This window comes from Rhodanobacter sp. KK11 (assembly GCF_033345435.1).
Taxonomy (GTDB): Bacteria; Pseudomonadota; Gammaproteobacteria; order Xanthomonadales; family Rhodanobacteraceae; genus Rhodanobacter.
In genome coordinates, this window is sequence record NZ_JAWPMI010000004.1 from 310262 (window position 1) to 329938 (window position 19677).

The 19677-nt window shown below is 68.9% G+C and carries 18 protein-coding genes and 1 pseudogene; 14 read left to right on the forward strand and 5 right to left on the reverse strand.

The window, feature by feature from the left end; genetic code table 11:
* From R5H19_RS12005 to R5H19_RS12030, 6 genes are all read left to right on the forward strand, one after another.
* On the forward strand, positions 1-1500 hold the full coding sequence (locus tag R5H19_RS12005; protein ID WP_318159236.1) for an NAD(P)H-hydrate dehydratase: 1500 nt from the start codon (positions 1-3) through the stop codon (positions 1498-1500).
* On the forward strand, positions 1493-1972 hold the full coding sequence (gene tsaE, locus R5H19_RS12010; protein ID WP_318159237.1) for a tRNA (adenosine(37)-N6)-threonylcarbamoyltransferase complex ATPase subunit type 1 TsaE: 480 nt from the start codon (positions 1493-1495) through the stop codon (positions 1970-1972). The genes R5H19_RS12005 and tsaE overlap by 8 nt, the downstream gene beginning before the upstream one ends.
* A 163-nt stretch (positions 1973-2135) precedes the next feature.
* A complete protein-coding gene (locus R5H19_RS12015; RefSeq protein WP_318159238.1) occupies positions 2136-3638 on the forward strand; it encodes an N-acetylmuramoyl-L-alanine amidase in 1503 nt (500 codons plus the stop codon).
* A 49-nt stretch (positions 3639-3687) separates the two neighbouring features.
* On the forward strand, positions 3688-5511 hold the full coding sequence (gene mutL / locus R5H19_RS12020; protein ID WP_318159239.1) for a DNA mismatch repair endonuclease MutL: 1824 nt from the start codon (positions 3688-3690) through the stop codon (positions 5509-5511).
* 34 nt (positions 5512-5545) lie between these two features.
* A complete protein-coding gene (locus R5H19_RS12025) occupies positions 5546-6454 on the forward strand; it encodes a DUF1684 domain-containing protein (protein WP_318159240.1) in 909 nt (302 codons plus the stop codon).
* Positions 6438-7343, forward strand: a complete 906-nt coding sequence (locus R5H19_RS12030; RefSeq protein ID WP_318159241.1) for a DUF1684 domain-containing protein — start codon at positions 6438-6440, stop codon at positions 7341-7343. The genes R5H19_RS12025 and R5H19_RS12030 overlap by 17 nt, the downstream gene beginning before the upstream one ends.
* A 44-nt stretch (positions 7344-7387) precedes the next feature.
* Here the strand turns inward: R5H19_RS12030 and R5H19_RS12035 are convergent, their stop codons facing one another.
* Complete coding sequence (locus tag R5H19_RS12035) at positions 7388-8170, reverse strand: enoyl-CoA hydratase-related protein (RefSeq protein WP_318159242.1); 783 nt, start codon at positions 8168-8170, stop codon at positions 7388-7390.
* 114 nt (positions 8171-8284) lie between these two features.
* Between R5H19_RS12035 and R5H19_RS12040 the strand changes: the two genes are divergently transcribed.
* The 3 genes and pseudogenes from R5H19_RS12040 (at position 8285) to R5H19_RS12050 (ending at position 10780) form a co-directional block, all read left to right on the forward strand.
* On the forward strand, positions 8285-9061 hold the full coding sequence (locus tag R5H19_RS12040) for an FKBP-type peptidyl-prolyl cis-trans isomerase (RefSeq protein ID WP_318159243.1): 777 nt from the start codon (positions 8285-8287) through the stop codon (positions 9059-9061).
* Positions 9062-9087: 26 nt separating this feature from the next.
* Positions 9088-9869 (forward strand): annotated as a pseudogene (locus R5H19_RS12045) (DUF1289 domain-containing protein).
* Positions 9866-10780: a sulfurtransferase gene (locus tag R5H19_RS12050; protein ID WP_318159244.1), complete on the forward strand. Its 915-nt coding sequence runs from the start codon at positions 9866-9868 to the stop codon at positions 10778-10780. The pseudogene R5H19_RS12045 and the gene R5H19_RS12050 overlap by 4 nt, the downstream one beginning before the upstream one ends.
* Positions 10781-10841: 61 nt before the next feature.
* On the opposite strand, the gene R5H19_RS12055 is transcribed toward R5H19_RS12050, so the two are convergent.
* From R5H19_RS12055 to uvrA, 4 genes are all read right to left on the reverse strand, one after another.
* Entirely contained in the window at positions 10842-11600 is a 759-nt protein-coding gene (locus R5H19_RS12055; protein ID WP_318159245.1) for an enoyl-CoA hydratase/isomerase family protein, read from the reverse strand.
* A 17-nt stretch (positions 11601-11617) separates the two neighbouring features.
* Complete coding sequence (locus R5H19_RS12060) at positions 11618-13075, reverse strand: DUF4139 domain-containing protein (RefSeq protein ID WP_318159246.1); 1458 nt, start codon at positions 13073-13075, stop codon at positions 11618-11620.
* 92 nt (positions 13076-13167) lie between these two features.
* Entirely contained in the window at positions 13168-13620 is a 453-nt protein-coding gene (locus R5H19_RS12065; protein WP_318159247.1) for a thioesterase family protein, read from the reverse strand.
* A complete protein-coding gene (gene uvrA / locus R5H19_RS12070; RefSeq protein WP_318159248.1) occupies positions 13617-16550 on the reverse strand; it encodes an excinuclease ABC subunit UvrA in 2934 nt (977 codons plus the stop codon). Before uvrA ends, R5H19_RS12065 begins: the two co-directional genes overlap by 4 nt.
* Before the next feature lie 159 nt (positions 16551-16709).
* Between uvrA and R5H19_RS12075 the strand changes: the two genes are divergently transcribed.
* The 5 genes from R5H19_RS12075 to R5H19_RS12095 all read left to right on the forward strand — a co-directional run bounded on the left by R5H19_RS12075 (position 16710) and on the right by R5H19_RS12095 (position 19676).
* Positions 16710-17204: a DUF2059 domain-containing protein gene (locus R5H19_RS12075; protein ID WP_318159249.1), complete on the forward strand. Its 495-nt coding sequence runs from the start codon at positions 16710-16712 to the stop codon at positions 17202-17204.
* Positions 17205-17338: 134 nt separating this feature from the next.
* On the forward strand, positions 17339-17653 hold the full coding sequence (rplU, locus tag R5H19_RS12080; RefSeq protein WP_318159250.1) for a 50S ribosomal protein L21: 315 nt from the start codon (positions 17339-17341) through the stop codon (positions 17651-17653).
* A 19-nt stretch (positions 17654-17672) separates the two neighbouring features.
* Complete coding sequence (rpmA, locus tag R5H19_RS12085; RefSeq protein ID WP_318159251.1) at positions 17673-17930, forward strand: 50S ribosomal protein L27; 258 nt, start codon at positions 17673-17675, stop codon at positions 17928-17930.
* A 164-nt stretch (positions 17931-18094) separates the two neighbouring features.
* Positions 18095-19174 (forward strand): Obg family GTPase CgtA, encoded by a 1080-nt coding sequence (cgtA, locus tag R5H19_RS12090; RefSeq protein WP_318159252.1) that lies wholly within the window; start codon positions 18095-18097, stop codon positions 19172-19174.
* Between the two features lie 175 nt (positions 19175-19349).
* Positions 19350-19676, forward strand: coding sequence for a cupredoxin domain-containing protein (locus R5H19_RS12095; protein ID WP_318159253.1), 327 nt, complete (start codon positions 19350-19352; stop codon positions 19674-19676).
* The last annotated feature ends 1 nt before the right edge of the window (position 19677 follow it).

The following is a 19677-nucleotide window of genomic DNA, read 5'->3' on the forward strand; positions in this document are numbered from 1 at the left end:
ATGCCCGCCCACCCATACAGCCGCCATCTGCATACCGTCGAACAGGTGCGGGTGATGGAGCGTGCGGCACTGGCGGCACTGGGCATTTCCGGCCCCGCGCTGATGCGCCGCGCGGCCAGCGCCGCGCTGAACAGCCTGCGCCGGGCCTGGCCGCAACTGCAGCACGTCTGCATCCACTGCGGCCCCGGCAATAACGGCGGCGACGGTTTCCTGCTCGCCGTGCTGGCGCGCGAAGCCGGGCTGCAGGTCGAGTTGGTGGCGTTGACCGCCGCCTCGCACGGCGACGCCGCGGCGGCGCGCACGGCTTGGGAAGCGGGTGGTGGCCGGGTGCGGTTGTGGGATGCGCACGGCGAGTTGCCCGACGCCGAGCTGCACGTGGACGCGCTGTACGGCATCGGCCTCAACCGTGCGCCGGAGCCGGATGCAGCCCGGTTGATCGAGGCGATCAACCGCAGCGGTCGTCCGGTGCTGGCGCTGGACATCCCCAGCGGGCTGGACGCCGACACCGGCCATTGTCCCGGCGCGGCGATCCGCGCGGACGTCACGGTGACCTTCATCGCCGGCAAGCGCGGACTGCATAGCGGGCGTGCGGCCGATCAGGTCGGTATGCTCGAACTGGCCACCCTGGGTGTGCCGGACAGCGTGTACGCCGGCGTGCTGCCCGATGCGCAATTGCTGGCCGCCGAGGCCCTGCCGCCACGCACGCGCTGCGCGAACAAGGGCAACTATGGCCATGTGCTGGTGATCGGCGGCGAGCACGGCATGGCCGGCGCGGTACGCCTGGCCGGCGAGTCGGCGCTGCGCGCCGGCGCCGGTCTGGTCAGCGTAGCGACCCGTGCCGGGCACGTAGGCGCGCTGAACGCGGCACGACCGGAACTGATGGCACATGGCGTCGATGGCCCGCAGGCGCTGGCGCCGCTGCTCGAACGCGCCAGCGTGCTGGCGCTGGGGCCGGGCCTGGGGCAAGGGGCCTGGGGGCATGCGCTGTGGCTGACCGCGCTGGAGGCGGGCAAGCCGCTGGTGCTCGATGCCGACGGTCTCAACCTGTTGGCGCACGAGCCGCGCCGTTTCGCCGTGCCGGCCGTACTGACGCCCCACCCCGGCGAAGCGGCGCGGCTGCTCGGGGTGGCCACCGCCGCCGTGGAGCAGGATCGTTTCGCCGCCGTGCGCGAACTGGCGCGGCGCCACGATGCGGTCGTCGTGCTGAAGGGGGCCGGCAGCCTGGTCGCCGATCCGGATGGACGTCTGGACGTCTGTCCGTGGGGCAACCCCGGCATGGCTTCGGGCGGCATGGGTGATCTGCTTACCGGCATCGTGGCAGCCCTTCTGGCGCAGGGCTGCAATGCATGGCGGGCCGCCTGCCTCGGTGTCGGGCTGCATGCGCGGGCCGGCGATCGCGCTGCCCGGCAGGGCGAGCGGGGGCTGCTGGCCAGTGACTTGCTGATCCCGCTGCAGGCACTCGGCAACGACGTGACGGGTCATGAGCGTGAGCATGACTGAGTCGGCCGATGCCGACCTGGCCTGGGCGCTGCCCGACGAGGCGGCTACGGCGTCGCTGGCCGCGCAGTTGGCCAGCGTGCTGGACGATGGCCTGGTGCTGTACCTGCACGGTCCGCTTGGCGCCGGCAAAACCAGTTTCGCGCGTGCCCTGCTGACCGCGCTGGGAGTAGGCGAGCGGGTCAAGAGCCCCACCTACAGCCTGATCGAGGGCTATGCGTTGCGTGATCGCCCGGCTTGGCACCTGGACCTGTACCGGATTGCCGATCCCGGCGAACTGGAATGGCTGGGCCTCGATGCACTGGCCGACCCGGCTGCCCTGGTGCTGGTGGAGTGGCCCGAGCGCGGCGCCGGAGCCTTGCCGGCGGCGGATCTTGAAGTGTGCCTGGACTATGCCGGCCAAGGGCGCCGGGCATCGCTGCGGGCATTCACCGCACGCGGCGAACGGCTGCGGCGGCGGCTGGCTAAGTATTGATTCTCCTTGCAGATTGCTGACCCGTGGTGCCGGCCGAAATCTGTCCGAAATGTACGTTTTGCGGTCCATAACTTGATACGACCTGACGAATGATTCGCAGGTCATGGATATTCAAGGGAAAACCTTCTTGCATTCGATGCCCGGCTGCGTTTCAATGCGGCCCATGCGGGCCTACCTGAACAAGCTGGGTGGATGTGTCGTCGTCGCGATCCTGGCGGCCGCGCCGCTGTGTGCGGCCCAGGCGGCGGATCTGAAGGGTGCGCGGGTCTGGGCGGGCCCCGAGTACACCCGCATGGTGCTCGATGCCACCGGCCCGCTGCATTACACGATCAGCCAGAAGGACGGCCAGGTCGTGGTGGACCTGATCGGCAGCCGCGCAAGCCATGACTTTTCCGAGCCTGCCGCGCAGGGCCTGTACCGGGGCATGCGCCATGCCCGCATCGGCGACAACCTGCAGTTGACCGCCCGGGTCGATCCGGCCAGCCGGCTGAAAACCTTCGAGCTGAAGCCGGCCGCCGGCACGGACTATCGCCTGGTGCTGGATCTGTATCCCGCCGGCGACGGCACCGATGCCGGAACGTCCGGAGCCGCGCCCGTGGCAGCCCCGACGAAAGTCGCCGCCGCAACGGTGCCGCAGTACAGCAATCCCACCCACAGCCGCCGGGTGGCGGCCGAGCATGCGGCGGCATTGCTCAACGGCCAGCGCCAGGTGGTGGTGGCGATCGACGCCGGCCACGGCGGCAAGGACCCCGGTTCGCACGGCCCCGGCGGCACGCTGGAGAAGAACGTCACCCTGGCGGTGGCGCGCGAACTGGCAGCGCAGATCAATCGTCAGCCCGGCATGAAGGCGGTGCTGACCCGCGACAGCGACTTCTTCATCCCGCTGGCGCAGCGTTACCGGATCGCCCGCGAGCACAATGCGGACCTGTTCGTGTCGATCCATGCCGACGCCTTCACCCGCGACGACGCCAGGGGTTCGTCGGTATGGGTGCTGTCGCCGCGCGGCAAGACCAGCGAGGCCGCGCGCTGGCTCGCCGACCGCGAGAACCGCGCCGACCTGATTGGCGGCACCACGCTGGACGACAAGGACGACAGCCTGGCCAAGGTGCTGCTGGACATGCAGCAAGGCTGGGCGATGCAGGCCAGCGACATGGTCGCCGGCAACGTGCTGAAGGCATTGGCCCAACTGGGGCCGACCCACCGCGGCTACGTCGAGCGCGCGAACTTCGTGGTACTGCGCTCGCCCGACGTGCCGTCGATCCTGGTCGAGACCGCGTTCATCAGCAACCCGGCCGAGGAACGCAAGCTGCGCGATCCGGCGCACCAGAAGAAGCTTGCCGAAGCGGTGATGGGCGGCGTGCGGAATTATTTCGAATCCACGCCGCCGCCTGGTACCTGGTTCGCGGCCGAGGCCGCGCGCCGCAACGGCGTGCAGCTGGCGTCCAGCGCGGGCTCCGGCGACAGCAAGGCGGCCACGGCCTCGGCAGGTCGGCCTGCGGCCCGCACGCGGGCGCAGGCGCGCGACGTGCACAAGGTCGGGCGCGGGGAGAGCCTGAGCAGCATCGCGCGGCAGTATGGCGTGAGCGTCGGCGCCCTGAAGAACGCCAACCAGATCAACAGCAACACAGTGCGTGCCGGCACCACGCTGACCATTCCCGCCGGCTGATCCCGACTTCGCCGACGGCCTGGCAGGCGTTCGCTGCTAAAGTTCGCGGATGACCGTCATCCGTCCGCTTCCCCCCGAACTCATCAACCAGATCGCCGCCGGCGAAGTCATCGAACGCCCGTCCTCGGTGGTCAAGGAACTGGTCGAGAACAGCCTCGACGCCGGCGCCACGCGCATCGAGGTGGAGATCGAGGCCGGTGGTGCCCGGCTGATCCGCGTGCGCGACGACGGCGGTGGCATCCACGCCGAGGAATTGCCGCTGGCGGTGGCCTCGCACGCGACCAGCAAGATCGGCAGCTTCGACGATCTGGAGCACGTCGCCAGCATGGGCTTCCGCGGCGAGGCGCTGGCTTCGGTGTCGTCGGTGGCGCGCTTCGCGCTGACCTCGCGTGCGCGTGACCAGGACGCCGCGTTCCGCATCGAGGTCGACGGCGGCAAGCTGCAGGCGGCGCGGCCGGCACAGCATCCGCAAGGCACCAGCGTGGAGGTGCGCGACCTGTTCTACAACGTGCCGGCGCGCAAGAAGTTCATGCGCGCCGAGCGCACCGAATTCGCGCACATCGACGACCTGCTGAAATCACTGGCGCTGGCGCGCGGCTCGGTGGAATTCCGGCTCAGCCACAACGGCAGGCCGGTGCGCATCTGGAAGGCGGCGCGCGACGAGCAGGCACAGCTGCAGCGGGTAGCCGAGGTGCTCGGCGAGGATTTCCCGGCGCAGAGCCTGCGCATCGACCACGCCGCCGCCGGCCTGCGCCTGTCCGGCTGGGTCGGCTTGCCCACCGCCTCGCGCAGCCAGCCCGACCAGCAGTACTTCTACGTCAACGGCCGGCTGGTGCGCGACCGCGTGGTGGCGCACGCGGTACGCCAGGCCTACGCCGACGTGCTGTTCCACGGTCGCCATGCCGCGTTCGTGCTGTATCTCGAACTCGACCCGGCCGGCGTCGACGTGAATGTGCACCCGGCCAAGCATGAAGTGCGTTTCCGCGAACAGCGGCTGGTGCACGACTTTCTGTTCCGTACCCTGCACGAGGCCCTGGCGCGGACCCGTGCCGGGCAGGTGGTCTCGCAGGCGCAGACGGACGACGGTCACCTGCGCCTGGGCGCCGCCCATCCGCCCCCTCCAGGCATGCCGGCCATCGCCCGCGCCACATCGTGGCCGGCGCACGCCGGGCAGAACCGCCTTGCGCTCGGCGTGCGTGACGAACCGCTGGCCGACTACGCCGCGCTGCTGGGCGAGGCGCCGCGCCTGGTGCCCGTCGCGCCGCTGCCGGCGGCGGAAGAGGGTGAAGCACCGCCGCTCGGTTATGCCGTCGCCCAGCTCAAGAGCATCTACATCCTCGCCGAGAATGCGCAGGGCCTGGTGCTGGTGGACATGCACGCCGCGCACGAGCGCATCACCTACGAGAAGCTGAAGGCCGGCCGCGCCTGCAGCAACCTGCGCTCGCAGATGCTGCTGGTGCCGCTGTCGATCGCGGTCAGCGCGAAGGAGGCCGCCGCGGCCGAGGAGCACGCCGATGCGCTGGCCGAGTGGGGCCTGGAGCTGTCGCGCAGCGGCCCGTCGGCGGTCGTGGTGCGGCGCATTCCCGCGCTGCTGGAAGGCGCCGACGTGAGCCGGCTCAGCCGCGACGTGCTGTCCGAGCTGGCCCAACACGGCAGCTCGCGTCGCCTGCAGGAACTGGAGAACGAGCTGCTTTCTACCATGGCCTGCCATGGCTCGGTCCGCGCAGGGCGCCGCCTGACGGTGCCCGAGATGAATGCGCTGCTGCGCGAGATGGAGGCGACCGAACGCTCCGGACAATGCAATCATGGGCGTCCGACCTGGGTCCAGCTGAGCCTGGCCGAGCTCGACAAGTTGTTCATGCGCGGCCGTTGACGCGCCTTCAAGAGACGTTTCGCTGGAGACATTGATGATACGTACCAGCTTGTTTGTTGCCGCCGCCATCCTGGGAGTCGCCACCGTGCACGCCGCCGACATCGACAGTTACAAGCACAACATCGAGCAATGGCAGGCCGGCCGGCTCGAGCGACTGACCGCGCCGGACGGCTGGCTGAGCCTGATCGGGCTGGAATGGTTGAAGGAAGGCGCGAACCGCGTCGGCAGCGCCGCCGACAACGACATCGTGCTGGGTGCCGGGCCTGCGCACCTGGGCGTGGTCACGCTCGCGCGCGACGGCAGCGTGCGCATCGCGCTGGACAAGTACGGCGACGCGACGATCGACGGCAAGTCCGTGACGGAAGCCACGCTGGTGGATGACCTGCATGCCGGCGCGGACGCTGCGCCGACCCGGGTGAGCTTCGGCACGGCGAGCTTCTACGTGATCGACCGCGAAGGCCGCAAGGGCCTGCGCGTAAAGGACACCGAAGCGCCCACCCGCAAGCACTTCGCCGGCATCGACGCGTTCCCGGTCGACCCGTCGTGGCGGATCGAGGCGGACTGGGTGCCGGCAGCACCGGGCGAGACGCTGGAGATGGGCACGGCGATCGGCACCGTCGACAAGTACCCGGTGCCGGGCAAGCTGGCGTTCAGTCGCGACGGCAGGCGCTTCGAGATCCTGCCGGTGATCGAGGTGCCCGGCGATGCGCAGTACTTCATCGTGTTCGCCGATCGCACCAGCGGCAAGGAAACCTACGGTGCCGCGCGCTTCCTGTACATCGACCCGCCGAAAGACGGCAAGGTCGTGCTGGATTTCAACAAGGCCTACAACCCGCCATGCGCGTTCACCCCGTTCGCCACCTGTCCTTTGGCACCGCCGGAAAACCGGCTGGACCTGCGCGTCACCGCCGGCGAGAAGAACTATCGTGGCGCGCATCGCTGAGCGGTGCGCGGCCGCCGCGCTGGGCCTGCTGGCCGTATTTTCGCTGAGGGCGGCCACGCCGGCCGACTACGTGGCTGCGGTGACCAGGGCACGCGCCGAGCGCGTCGAACAGCTGACGCAGGTGGACGGCTATCTGGCGCTCACCGCCTCGGGCTGGCTGCAGCCCGGCGCGAACAGCGTGGGCAGTGCCGCAGACAATCGCTTCGAGGTTCCCGGTGCGCCTGCGCAGCTGGGTACGCTGCAGTTGGCGGCGGACGGACAGGTCAGCCTGCGGCTGGCGCAGACCCGCGGAATCACGATCGACGGCCAGCCGGCATCGACCGTGAGCGCGCTGCGTACGCAGGGTCCCGACGGCAAGCAGCCACCGACCCGAGTGGGCTTCGGCAACAGTTACCTGTACGTGATCGAGAGCGGCGTGCAGCGTGGCCTGCGCGTGAAGGACAACGACGCACCGCTGCGCACGCACTTCCCGGGCTTTGATTATTTTCCGATCGACCCGTCGTGGCGGATCGAGGCGGACTGGGTTCCGTTCTCCGTGCCGCACGTGCTGAAGATCGCCTACGTCACCGGCACCGAAAGCGACACGCCGGTCGCGGGCAAGGCGGTGTTCCGGCGTGACGGCCACACGTATGAACTGCTGCCGATCGACGAGGACGGTCGGCTGTTCTTCGTGTTCAGCGACCGCACTGCCGGCAAGCTGACCTATGCCGGCGCACGCTTCCTGTACGCCGCCGCACCGAAAGATGGCAAGGTGCTGCTGGACTTCAACCTGGCCGAGAACCCGCCGTGTGCGATCACCCCGCACGTGGTGTGCCCGCTGGCGCCGCCGGAGAACCGCCTGAAGTTGCCGGTGACCGCAGGCGAGCTGAAGTTTCGCGGGCACGACTGATCGCGGCGTCTTGTCGCGACCGACATCGGAAGCACAGCGCAGGGTCAGCGGCCCTTGAATGCGGCCTTGCGCTTTTCCAGGAACGCCGTGGTGCCTTCGCGCATGTCTTCGGTGGAGAACGCCAGCGCGAAGCCCTGGGTTTCGAATTCCAGCCCTTGATCCAGCGACGCTTCGCCGCCCTGCAGCACCGCGTCGAGGATACCGGCGGCGGCCAGCGGCGCGGCGGCGGCAAGCTGGTCGGCCAGCGCGTCGACGGTTTCGTCCAGCGCTTCCGGCGTCGTCACGCGATTGACGATGCCCAACTCATAGGCACGCTGCGCGCCGATCGGTGCGCCGGTGAGGCACAGTTCCAGCGCGGCGCCGCGGCCGGCCAGGCGCAGCAGGCGCTGGGTGCCGCCGAAGCCGGGGATCAGGCCGAGGTTGATTTCGGGCTGGCCGAGCTTCGCCTTCTCGCTGGCCACCCGCAGGTGGCAGGCCATCGCCAGTTCCATGCCGCCGCCCAGCGCGAAGCCCTGGATGCGCGCGATCACCGGCTTGCCGAGCCGCTCGATCGACGTCATCAGGCGCTGGCCGGCGCGCGAAAACGCCTGTGCCTGCACCGGCGTGTAGCCGTTCATTTCGGCGATGTCGGCGCCGGCCACGAACGCCTTCTCGCCCGCGCCGGTCAACACCACCACGCGCACGGCGTCGTCCTGCGCGGCCTGGCCGAACGCCAGGCTCAGCTCGTTGAGCGTGTCGCGGTTCAGCGCGTTGAGCTTGTCCGGGCGGTTGACGACGATCGTGCGGACGGCGCCGCGGTTGACGGTTTCCAGATTGCGATAGGCCATGGATCGGCTCCTGAAGGGGGCAAGTGGGCGATGGTAGCAGCGGGAACCTTTGCCGCCGCAGGGTTTCTCAAGCCACGAGCGCCGGCGCTGCACGAAGCGCGCGGACCGCTTAGGATGAACCGTCAGGATCGACTGTCGCGATTAGGGAAGGGCCCGGTGGAGAAAGGCAAGACACATCTGCGTTGCGGGCTGCTCGGCGCGACGCTGCTGCTGGGCGGCGCGGCACATGCGCAGAGCGTCGCGCCGGCGCCGGCCGCGAGGCCCGACAAGGTGAAGTTGTCGTACGCGATCGGCTACCAGATCGGCAGCCAGTTCGCCGACGGCAAGCCGGACGTGGAGATCCCGGTGCTGGTGCGGGCGATCCAGGATGCCTACGCCCGGCGCCACCCCAGCGTGTCGATGCAGGACATGCATCAGCAACTGCAGCGGCTGGACCAGCAGATGCATGCCGATGCGCTGGCCGAGTTCAAGCGGATCGCCGCTGCCAACGCGAGCAAGAGCACCAGCTATCTGGCGAAGAACCGGCAGCAGCCCGGCGTGGTGCAGCTGCCGTCGGGCATCCAGTACGCGGTGCTGAGCAAGGGCAGCGGCAAGGTCAGTCCCACGGTCACCAGCACGGTCACCGTGAACTATCGCGGCATGCTGGTGGACGGCACCGAGTTCGACAGCACCTGGGCGCATGGCGCGCCGGTCAGCTTCACCGTCAACAAGGTGATCCGCGGCTGGCAGGACGTGATTCCGCGCATGCACGTGGGCGATCGCTGGAAGGTGGTGATTCCGCCGCAGCTGGCGTACGGCGAAACCGGCGCGTTGCCGCGGATCGGTCCGAACGAGGCACTGGTGTTCGAGATCGAGCTGCTCGCGATCAAGCCGGACACGGACAAGCCCTGAGTGCCGCGGTGGTAGCATGGCTTGCCATGCAGAACGCACCGCTCCCCGTCGAAACCCCGCCATTGACGCCCTGCATCGGCACCTGCCGGCTGGACGCGCGCGGCTACTGCCTCGGCTGTCGCCGCACCGGCGAGGAGATCGGCCGCTGGCGCGCGATGAGCGACGCCGAACGGCTGCGCGTGATGCGCGACGTCCTGCCGCTGCGCAAGACCCCATGATGGACGAATTGGCCAACGCCCTGCGACCGTTGTCGATGCCGCCGACCGGGCCGGGCTGGAACCATGCGGACATGTCCGAGTTGCTCGGCGGCAGCGAGCGACAGCCGGCTGCGGTGCTGATGGGTTTTCGCGAAGGCGTGCAGCCGCGGCTGGTGCTCACCGTGCGCACCGACCAGTTGCAGGCGCACGCCGGCCAGGTGGCGTTTCCCGGTGGACGCAGCGACCCCGGCGACGGCGATGCGCTGGCCACCGCGCTGCGCGAGAGCGAAGAGGAGATCGGTCTCGATCGCGCGCTGGTGACGCCGCTGGGCTACCTCGACCGTTTCGAGACGATCAGCGGCTACTGCATCACCCCGGTGGTGGCGCGGATCGCCGCCGAAGCCCGGCTGTATCCGGCGCCCGCCGAGGTGGCCGAAGTGTTCGAGGTGCCGCTGGCGTTCCTGCTGGAACCGGCCAACCTGCGCCGCTATACGATGGAATTCCGCGGCCACTCGCGACCGATGGTGGAATTCGTCCACGGCGGCCACCGCATCTGGGGCGCCACCGCCGCGATGCTGTACAACCTGCTGGAGAGGATGGGACGCACATGAGCATGCATACCACGCTGATCGACGTCGACGCGCTGGCCGCGTTGCCGGCGGACGAGTTGCTCATCGTCGACTGCCGCGTCGACCTGGCCGACCGCACGCAAGGTGAGCGGGTCTATCTGGCCGGACACCTTCCCGGCGCCGTGCACGCCGACCTGGAACGCGACCTCTCCGACATGTCGCGCGTGCCCGAAGGGCTTGGACGCCACCCGTTGCCGGCGGCGAAGGCGTTCAGCGCCCTGCTCGGTCGTTGGGGCTGGACGCCGCGGCAACAGGTGGTCTGCTACGACGCCGGCCCGGGCGCGTTGGCCGCGGCGCGGCTGTGGTGGTTGCTGCGCTTCGCCGGCGTGCGTGCGGTGGCGGTGCTCGACGGCGGCTACGCCGCCTGGCAGGCGGCCGGACGGCCGGTGGAAACCGCGGTCCCGGTGCGCACGCCGACGCAGGTGATGCTGGATTACGACCCGCGCCAGGTGATCGTCGATCACGCGACGCTGCATGCCGCACCGCCGCCACTGCTGCTGGACGCCCGCGCCGCTGCGCGCTATCGCGGCGAAACCGAACCGCTGGACCGCGCCGCCGGCCACGTGCCGGGCGCGCGCAATCGCCCCTACGTGGACAACCTGTTCGCCGACGGCCACTTCAAGCCGCCGGCGCAGTTGCGCGAGGAGTTCGCTGCGGTACTGGGCGACACCGCGCCCGCACAGGTCGTGCACATGTGCGGCTCCGGCGTCACCGCCTGCTACAACCTGCTGGCGATGGAGCATGCCGGCCTCACCGGCTCGCGCCTGTACGCGCCGTCGTGGAGCGGCTGGGTCAGCGACCCGTCACGGCCGGTGGCAACCGGCGAGCCGTTGCAGGAGCCCGCTCGCGGGCGATGCCCCGAGGGCCGGGATGACCGGACGTTCGTCCGTTGAAAGCCGCGATTCGCAAAAGCAAATAGCATCGCCCGCGAGCGGGCTCCTACGGGTGGGCGTTTTATTTCTTGGCTTTCAGGCGGGCGACCAGTTGCTGCAATACCGCCTGCGTCTGCGGGTGGAAGAACGCCTCGACGAAATCGTCCAGCGGTAGCGCGTCCAGGTCGGCGTAGGCGGAGATGAGATCGGCGCGGGCCAGTGCGCGGGTAGTCAGCATGGCGTGCGAGGGCAGCGCCAGCAGTTCGCCGAGCCACTGCAGGGCGCGCACGGTGACCTGGTCGGCGCCGATGAGTTCGTCGACGAAGCCGCAAGCCAGCGCCTCGGCGGACTCGATCATCGCGCCGGCCACCAGCAGGCGTTCGGCCCGATATGTGCCGACCACGCGGCGCAGCGCCAGCTGGATCGCCTCCGGCACGATCAGCCCGACCTGCACCTCGTTGAGGCCGATCCGGTACGGCCCTTCGGCCATCACGCGGTAGTCGCAGAACAGCGCCAGCACCGCGCCGCCGGCCGGGCTGTGGCCGGTGACCGCGGCCACCAGCGGCATCGGTGCGCGGGCCAGGGCGCCGCACAGCGCGAAGAACTCGCGCCAGTACTCGCGCACGCCGGCGCGGTCGCGCTGGAGCAGGGCCGGCACGTCGACCCCGGCGGAGAACAACCCCGGCGCGCCGGACAGCACGATGCCGCGCACGCCGTCCCGCACCGCCTCGTCGAGGGCGGCATGCAGCTCGCGCAGCAACTCCAGGTCCAGGGCGTTGACCGGCGGGCGGGCGAGCTGGATCTCGCGGATGCCGTGGTCGTGGTTGCTGAGCTTGAGCATGGGAAACTCCGGTCGGGTCATTGCGGTTGTTCGTCGGCGGTCCACTGGTAGCGCACCGCGTAATCCAGCACGGCATGGCCGTTGGCTGGTACTTCGATGCGGAACTCCAGCGTGTCCGGCGTCTGCGCGCTCGGCTTGCTGCTGGAGGAGACCAGCGTCCATTGGCGCCAGCGGCCGGGATGCTCGCGCACGGTCACCGTGCGGGCGCTGTCGCCGGCGTTGCTGAGCTTGATGCGGAAGGCCTCGTCCAGCGTGCGGCCATCCTTGTCCACGTGGAAGGCGGTGCGCTCGCGCGTGGCGCGCAGGTCGAAGGCGGTGCCCAGCGTGATGGAGGCGTCGCTGCCTTTAGGGGTGTCCTCGATGCGGCCTTCGCCGATGAACTGCGGCGTGCCGTGGTGGTCGGCGGTGAGCACGCGCAGGTAGCCGGCCGGCAGGCTGTCGAACGCGGTCAGCTTCAGCGTGCTGACGATGGCGCTGCCGCCGTCGAGGTTGAAGTCGCGTTCGAGGATCGGTCGCGGCGGCTGGTAGCGGTTGCCGTTTTCGTACAGCGCGGTGCGTTCGCAGCCCAGCGTGCGGTCGGCATACAGCGGCACCTGGCTGACGCTGCCGTCGGGCAGCTCGACCGCGTCGGGCAGGGCATAGCTGCGGTAGTCGCCGAGGCTGTCCTGCTGCGGCATGGCTTCGGCCTTCGCCGAGTAGCCGCGCGCCATCGTCATCATCGGTTGCGGTGCCGAGGCCTTGGCCATGTTCGGCTGGCCGGCGATCAGGGTGACTTGTGCATCGTGCCAGTCGCGGCCGCTGCGGTTGGCGATGCTGGCGCGCGACTCGAACCGCATGCGGCAGCCCGCGCCGGGCTGCAGCGTGGCCACGTAGGCAGCGCGCCAGCCGAGGCCGGAGGTGGGGTAGTTGAGTACGGCGCGGGCCTGGCCGGTGCGCGCGGCGTCCACGCGCAGGCTGAGGCTGGAGCCAAGCGGGAAGTCGCCTGCGGCGCTGCGCACGGCGGCGTAATCGCGCACCAGCGTGGTGCCGTTGGCGCCGCGCACCAGCAGGCCGCTGCCCGCGCGCAGCAGGGTGCCGCTGGCCAGCGCTTCGCCGTTGCTGCCGAGCACGCTCACCTGCTGCCCGAGCAGGCCGCTCAGCGCCGCGTCCGCGCCTTGCGCCAGCAGCAGGCGCTGCGAGATCACTTTCGCGTTGCCGTCGGGAAAGCCCAGCGCCAGCGCCTCGGCGTCGAGCGCGTTGGGCAGCTCGCCGATCACCACGTCGTGGACGCCGGCGGCGAGGCTCAGCGAACGCTGCTCGCGTACCACCGCGTAGCCTTCGTCGACCTCACCGCCGCCGCCGTGGCTGGCGTACAGCGCGGGGCTGTCGCTGCGGTACAGGGTGAGCGCCGTGGTGTCGGCGGCCTGCGCCGTCGAGGCGCCGGCCAGGGCGGCGATACAGGCGAGGGCAAGGACGGGGCGATATGCGGTCGTCATGGGGCGCGTTCCATCGTGGGGACGGATCGCCATCATAACGACGGCACGTGCATGCCGTGCGTCGACCGCGTCGCCGTGGCCGGCATGGGCCGCTACCCCACGGCGCTGCGGATCGCCTCGGGCAGCGGCACCGGCTTGCCGCTGGCCGGATCCATCCACACCATCACCACGTGGCCGTCGCAATACAGCCGGTCGGGATGTTCGGCGTCGATCACCCGGTGCGCGATGGTCATCGAGCTGTTGCCCATGCGTGCGCAGAACAACTGCACCTGCAGCTGCGCCGGCCAGGCGATCGGGCGGCGGTAGTTGAGCTGGCTGGCGGCCATCACCGGCATCGCGTGATCGTCGAACCATGGCCCGGGCACATGGCTCAGCCACTGCAGCCGCGCCTCTTCCAGGTAGGTGAGATAGTTGGAGTTGTTGACGTGGTTGAACGCGTCGAGGTCGCGCCAGCGTACGCCGATCGAGGCGGTGTGCAGCGGTTGGCCGGCCTCGGCATGCGGCTCACGCGTGCCGCTGGCGTCGGCGATCCCGGTGGAGCTCATGATGGTTTCTTCCTGCCGCGCATCGGCTTGTACTTGTCGGCCGAGGCGATGTGCTTGGTGGCGGCCTTGACCCGCGTGATGGTGCCGGGTTTCTTCGGCTTGGCCGGCTTCAGGTGCGGCGCGAGGAAACGGCCGGTGTGCGACTCCGGCGTGGCGGCGATGGTTTCCGGCGTGCCGGCGACCAGGATGCGGCCGCCGCCGGCGCCGCCCTCGGGACCGAGGTCGACGACCCAGTCAGCAGTCTTGATCACGTCCAGGTTGTGCTCGATCACCACCACCGTGTTGCCCTGGTCGACCAACTGGTGCAGCACGTCGAGCAACTGCTCGATGTCGTGGAAATGCAGGCCGGTGGTGGGTTCGTCGAGGATGTACAGGGTGTTGCCGGTGTCGCGCTTGGACAGTTCCTTGGACAGCTTCACGCGCTGCGCCTCGCCGCCGGACAGCGTGGTCGCGCTCTGGCCGAGCTTGATGTAGTCCAGGCCCACGGCGCGCAGGGTGTCGAGCTTGCGCGCGATGGTCGGCACGTTCTCGAACAGCTTCAGCGCGTCCTCCACCGTCATGTCGAGCACGTCGGCGATGGTGTGGCCCTTGTACATGACCTCCAGCGTTTCGCGGTTGTAGCGCTTGCCGTGGCAGACGTCGCAGGGCACGTAGACGTCGGGCAGGAAGTGCATCTCCACCTTGAGCATGCCGTCGCCCTCGCATGCCTCGCAGCGGCCGCCGCGCACGTTGAAGCTGAAGCGGCCCGGCGTGTAGCCGCGCGAGCGCGCTTCGGGCACCTGCGCGAACATCTCGCGCAGCGGGGTGAACAAGCCGGTGTACGTGGCGGGGTTGGAACGCGGCGTGCGGCCGATCGGCGACTGGTCGATGTCGACCACCTTGTCGAACAGCTCCAGCCCGGTCACCGACTTGAACGGCGCCGGCTGCGCGCTGGCGCCGTTGAGTTCGGCCGCGGCGAGGCGGAACAGGGTGTCGTTGACCAGGGTCGACTTGCCCGAACCGGAGACGCCGGTGACGCAGGTGAACAGCCCCGCCGGGATCGCCAGGTCGACGTGCTTGAGGTTGTTGCCGCTGGCGCCTTTCAGGCGCAGCCAGTAGGCGTCGTCGTTGGGCAGGCGGCGCTGTTTCGGCACCTCGATCGCGCGTTCGCCGGAGAGGAACTGGCCGGTAACCGAACGCGGCGCATCGAGCATGTCCTGCACCGTGCCTTGCGCCACCACTTCGCCGCCGTGCACGCCGGCGCCGGGGCCGATGTCGAGCACGTGGTCGGCCATGCGGATCGCGTCCTCGTCGTGTTCGACCACGATCACCGTGTTGCCGAGGTCGCGCAGCCGCGTGAGCGTGCCGAGCAGGCGCTCGTTGTCGCGCTGGTGCAGGCCGATGGAAGGTTCGTCCAGCACGTACATCACGCCGACCAGACCGGCGCCGATCTGCGAGGCGAGCCGGATGCGCTGCGCCTCGCCGCCGGACAGCGAATCGGCCTGGCGGTCGAGGGTGAGATAGTTCAGGCCCACGTCGTTGAGGAAGGTGAGTCGCTCGCGGATCTCCTTGACGATTTTCGCCGCGATCTCGCCGCGCCAGCCGCTGAGCTTCAGCTCCTCGAAGAACGCCAACGCGTCGTCGATCGAGCGCGCGGTAAGCGAAGGCAGCGCGTGGTCGGCCACGAACACGTTGCGGGCCGAGCGGTTCAGGCGCTGACCGGCACAGTCCGGGCAGGGCTGGTCGCTGATGTACTTGGCCAGTTCCTCGCGCACCGCGGTGGATTCGGTTTCCTTGTAGCGTCGTTCCAGGTTCGGCAGGATGCCCTCGAACGGATGCTCGCGGGTGACCTTGCCACCGCGCTCGGTGAGGTAACGGAACGCGATGCGCTCCTTGCCGCTGCCGTACAGGATGGCCTTCTGGACGTCCGCGGGAAGCTTCTGCCACGGCGTGTCCACGTCGAAGCCGTAGTGTGCGGCCAGCGACAGGATCAGCTGGAAGTAGTGTGCGTTGCGCCGGTCCCAACCGCGCACCGCGCCGCTTGCCAGCGACAGCTCGGGGTGGCCGACCACGCGGGCGGCATCGAACACCTGGGTCACGCCAAGGCCGTCGCAGGCGGGACAGGCGCCGATCGGCGAGTTGAACGAGAACAGTCGCGGCTCCAGCTCCGGCAGCGAGTAGTCGCAGACCGGGCAGGAGTAGCGCGAAGACAGCAGCTGTTCTTGCGCTTTCGGATCATCCATGTCCGCCAGGATCACCAGGCCGTCGCCCAGCCGCAGCGCGGTCTCGAACGACTCGGCCAGGCGCTGCTTGATGTCCTCGCGCGGGCGGAAGCGGTCGATCACCGCCTCGATGGTGTGCTTGATGCGCAGGCCCAGCGGCGGCACCGCGTCGAGGTCGTACACCTGGCCGTCGACGCGGGCGCGCACGAAGCCCTGCGCGCGCAGCTGCTCGAACACCTGTACGTGCTCGCCCTTGCGCTCGCGCACTACCGGCGCCAGCAGCATGTAGCGTTTCTCGGGGGCGAGCGTGAGCGTGGCGTCGACCATCTGGCTCACCGTCTGCGCCTCCAGCGGGATGCCGTGGTCAGGGCAGCGCGGCGTGCCGACGCGGGCGTACAGCAGGCGCAGGTAGTCGTACACCTCGGTGATGGTGCCGACGGTGGAGCGCGGGTTGTGCGAGGTGGATTTCTGCTCGATCGAGATCGCCGGCGAGAGGCCTTCGATGTGGTCGACGTCGGGCTTTTCCATCATCGACAGGAACTGCCGCGCATACGCCGACAGGGATTCCACATAGCGGCGCTGGCCTTCGGCGTAGATGGTGTCGAACGCCAGCGAGGATTTGCCCGAACCGGACAGGCCGGTGATCACGATCAACTGGTCGCGGGGCAGGTCGAGGTCGATGTTCTTGAGGTTGTGCGTGCGTGCACCGCGGATGCGAATGGTGTCCATGGACGCCGGATATGAGGGGGACTCTTTACTATACCAAGGAGTTCTGGTGGCTCAGCGCCTGGCGTGAAAGCTGGCGCCCGGCTTTCGCCGGCAGTGCCGGCTGTGGCTAAATGCCGGTTCGACTTCAAGGGGGAGACCGCAATGCACAAATGGACAGGAATGGCCGCTGCGGCCGTGTTGGCGCTGGGCGCCGCCGGGCAGGTCATGGCTGCGCAGCCCAGCGACAAACAGGTGCGCGAGCTGTTCGAGGTGATGCACATGGAGCGCATGTTTGACCAGATGAATTCGCAGATGGCCGGCGTGATGGGGCAGGCGGTGCCGTGCGTGCCGGCGTCGTACTGGCAGGGCTTCATCGACGCCAGCGGCAGCCGGCAACTGCTGGATCGGATGGTGCCCATCTACCAGCGCCACTTCAGTGCCGCCGACGTGGCCGGCCTGCTGAAGTTCTACAAGTCGCCGCTGGGCCAGAAGGTCATCACGCAGATGCCGGTAACCATGGCCGAGGGCATGAAGGTCGGCCAAGAATGGGGGCGCCAGCGTGGCCAGGCGATGATCCGGCAGCTGCAGCAGAACGGCACGCTGGACGCCAACGGCCGCTGCCCGGCCAGCCCGGGCGCGACGCCGCCGAAACCGGCGCCGTCCTCCAGTCGCTGAGACGCGCGGGCTTTCCGCCGGGCCGAGTGGTCAGTATTTGACCACCGGGCCGGCGTGCCGCTACAATCCGCAGTTCGCCGGGCCCATGCAGGCCGGGGCGATACCCAAGAGAATAACGACAGAAGGGCATTCCCATGAGTTACGCAGTCATCAAGACCGGTGGCAAGCAGTACCGTGTGCAGCAGGGCGACGTGCTGCGCGTGGAGCTGCTGACCGCCGAAGAAGGCGCCAGCGTGAGCTTCGATCAGGTGCTGCTGGTCGGTACCGGCGAGTCGGTCACCATCGGTGCGCCGGTGGTCGCGGGCGCCACCGTCAGCGCCACCGTGCGCAAGCACGGCCGTGCCGACAAGATCCGCATCATCAAGTTCCGCCGCCGCAAGCATTACAAGCGCCAGCAGGGCCATCGGCAGCATTTCACCGAAATCGAGATCACGGGCATCAACGCCTGAGCAACTGGAGCATTGAGTCATGGCACATAAAAAAGGCGTAGGTTCCAGCCGCAACGGTCGCGATTCGAACCCGAAATACCTCGGCGTCAAGGTGTACGGTGGCCAGGCCATCGAGGCCGGCAACATCATCGTGCGCCAGCGCGGCACCCAGTTCCATCCGGGCACCGGCGTGGGCCTGGGGCGCGACCACACGTTGTTCGCGCTGGTCGACGGCAAGGTCGAGTTCAAGATCGGCGGCGCCAAGAACCGCCGTTTCGTCAGCGTCGTGCAGGGCTGAGCCCTTCTCGATGCGGCAGCGAAGGCCCCGCTTCGGCGGGGCCTTTGTTTTTTGTCGGGGGATGCGGAATCCGCGGAAGCCGAAACGCTCCGCCTCCCGTACCATGGCCAGACGGCCAGCGCTCACCGTATTTCCCATCCCGAATCCCCAGTCCCGGCATTCCCATGAAATTCGTCGACGAAGCAATCATCAAGGTCCAGGCCGGTGACGGCGGCAATGGCTGCATCAGCTTCCGCCGCGAGAAGTTCATACCGTTCGGTGGCCCCGACGGCGGCGATGGCGGCTCGGGTGGCTCGGTCTGGCTGGTGGCCGACGAGGGGCTCAATACCCTGGTCGACTTTCGCCACCAGCGCAGCTTCAAGGCGCAGCGCGGCGAGAACGGCATGGGCAGCCAGATGTACGGCAAGGGCGGCGAGGACACCAGCATTCGCGTGCCGGTGGGCACCGTGATCACCAACGTCGACACCGACGAAGTGATCGGTGACCTCACCGCCCACGGCCAGCGCCTGCTGGTGGCGCAGGGCGGCAAGGGCGGGCTGGGCAACATCCATTTCAAGAGCTCGGTGAACCGCGCACCGCGCAAGGCCACCCCGGGCACCCCGGGCGAGCTGCGCGAGCTGAAGCTGGAGCTGCGCCTGCTGGCGGACGTCGGCCTGCTCGGTTTCCCGAACGCCGGCAAGTCCACCTTCATTCGCGCGGTGTCCGCGGCAACGCCGCGGGTGGCGGATTACCCGTTCACCACGCTGCACCCGAACCTGGGCGTGGTCAGCCTGGGCACCGACCAGAGCTTCGTGATCGCCGACATCCCCGGCCTGATCGAGGGCGCCGCCGATGGCGCCGGGCTGGGCATCCAGTTCCTGCGCCACGTGGCGCGCACCAGCCTGCTGCTGCACATCGTCGACATCGCCCCGATCGATGGCGCGAACGTGGCCGACCAGGTGCGTGCCATCGAGCAGGAGTTGCGGAAATTCAATCCGGAGCTGCTGGAGCGCCCGCGCTGGCTGGTGTTGAACAAGGCCGACGTGCTGCCGGAGGGCGACCGCCAGGCGGTGGCGGAAAAGCTCATCGCCGAGCTGGGCTGGACCCAACCGTGGTTCCTGGTCTCCGCGATCGCGCGCGAAGGCACCATGGCCGTGTGCCAGCAGGTGCAGCGCTTCTTCGAGTCGCAGCGCGAGGCCAGTGCGGAGCGTATCGGCATGCTGCCGAGCGACGTGCGCCTGCGTGGGGAAAAAGCGCAGGATTGATCAGACCGCGGTCAACGGGCCTCTGATCCAGATCAAGGGGGCAGCGGTTCGCGCCTGCCAGAATATGCGTTCCACGCCATTGAATGAATTCCGCTGGCGGCAGCGGAGGTCAGGGAGTACTATGCGCCCATTGGATGAGAATGACTATCAATCAATTAAATTCGGGAGTACTTCCATGCGCCGTTGGCTGCCGTTCGTACTTGCCATGCTGGTGCCGCTCCTGGCCAGCGCGGCCGACGCTCCCAGCTACACACTGACCCTGAAGGATCACCGCTATCAGCCCAGCGAGCTGCGCATACCCGCGAATACCCGGATCAAGCTGGAACTGATCAACCAGGATCCTTCGCCGGAAGAATTCGAGAGCGACGATTTTCCGGCCGAGAAGATCGTGATGCCGAACAGCCGCATCAGCCTGTTCATCGGCCCGTTCAAGCCGGGGCGCTACCGCTTCTATGGCGATTTCCACCAGCCGACCGCGCAGGGCGTGCTGGTGGTGGAGTAGC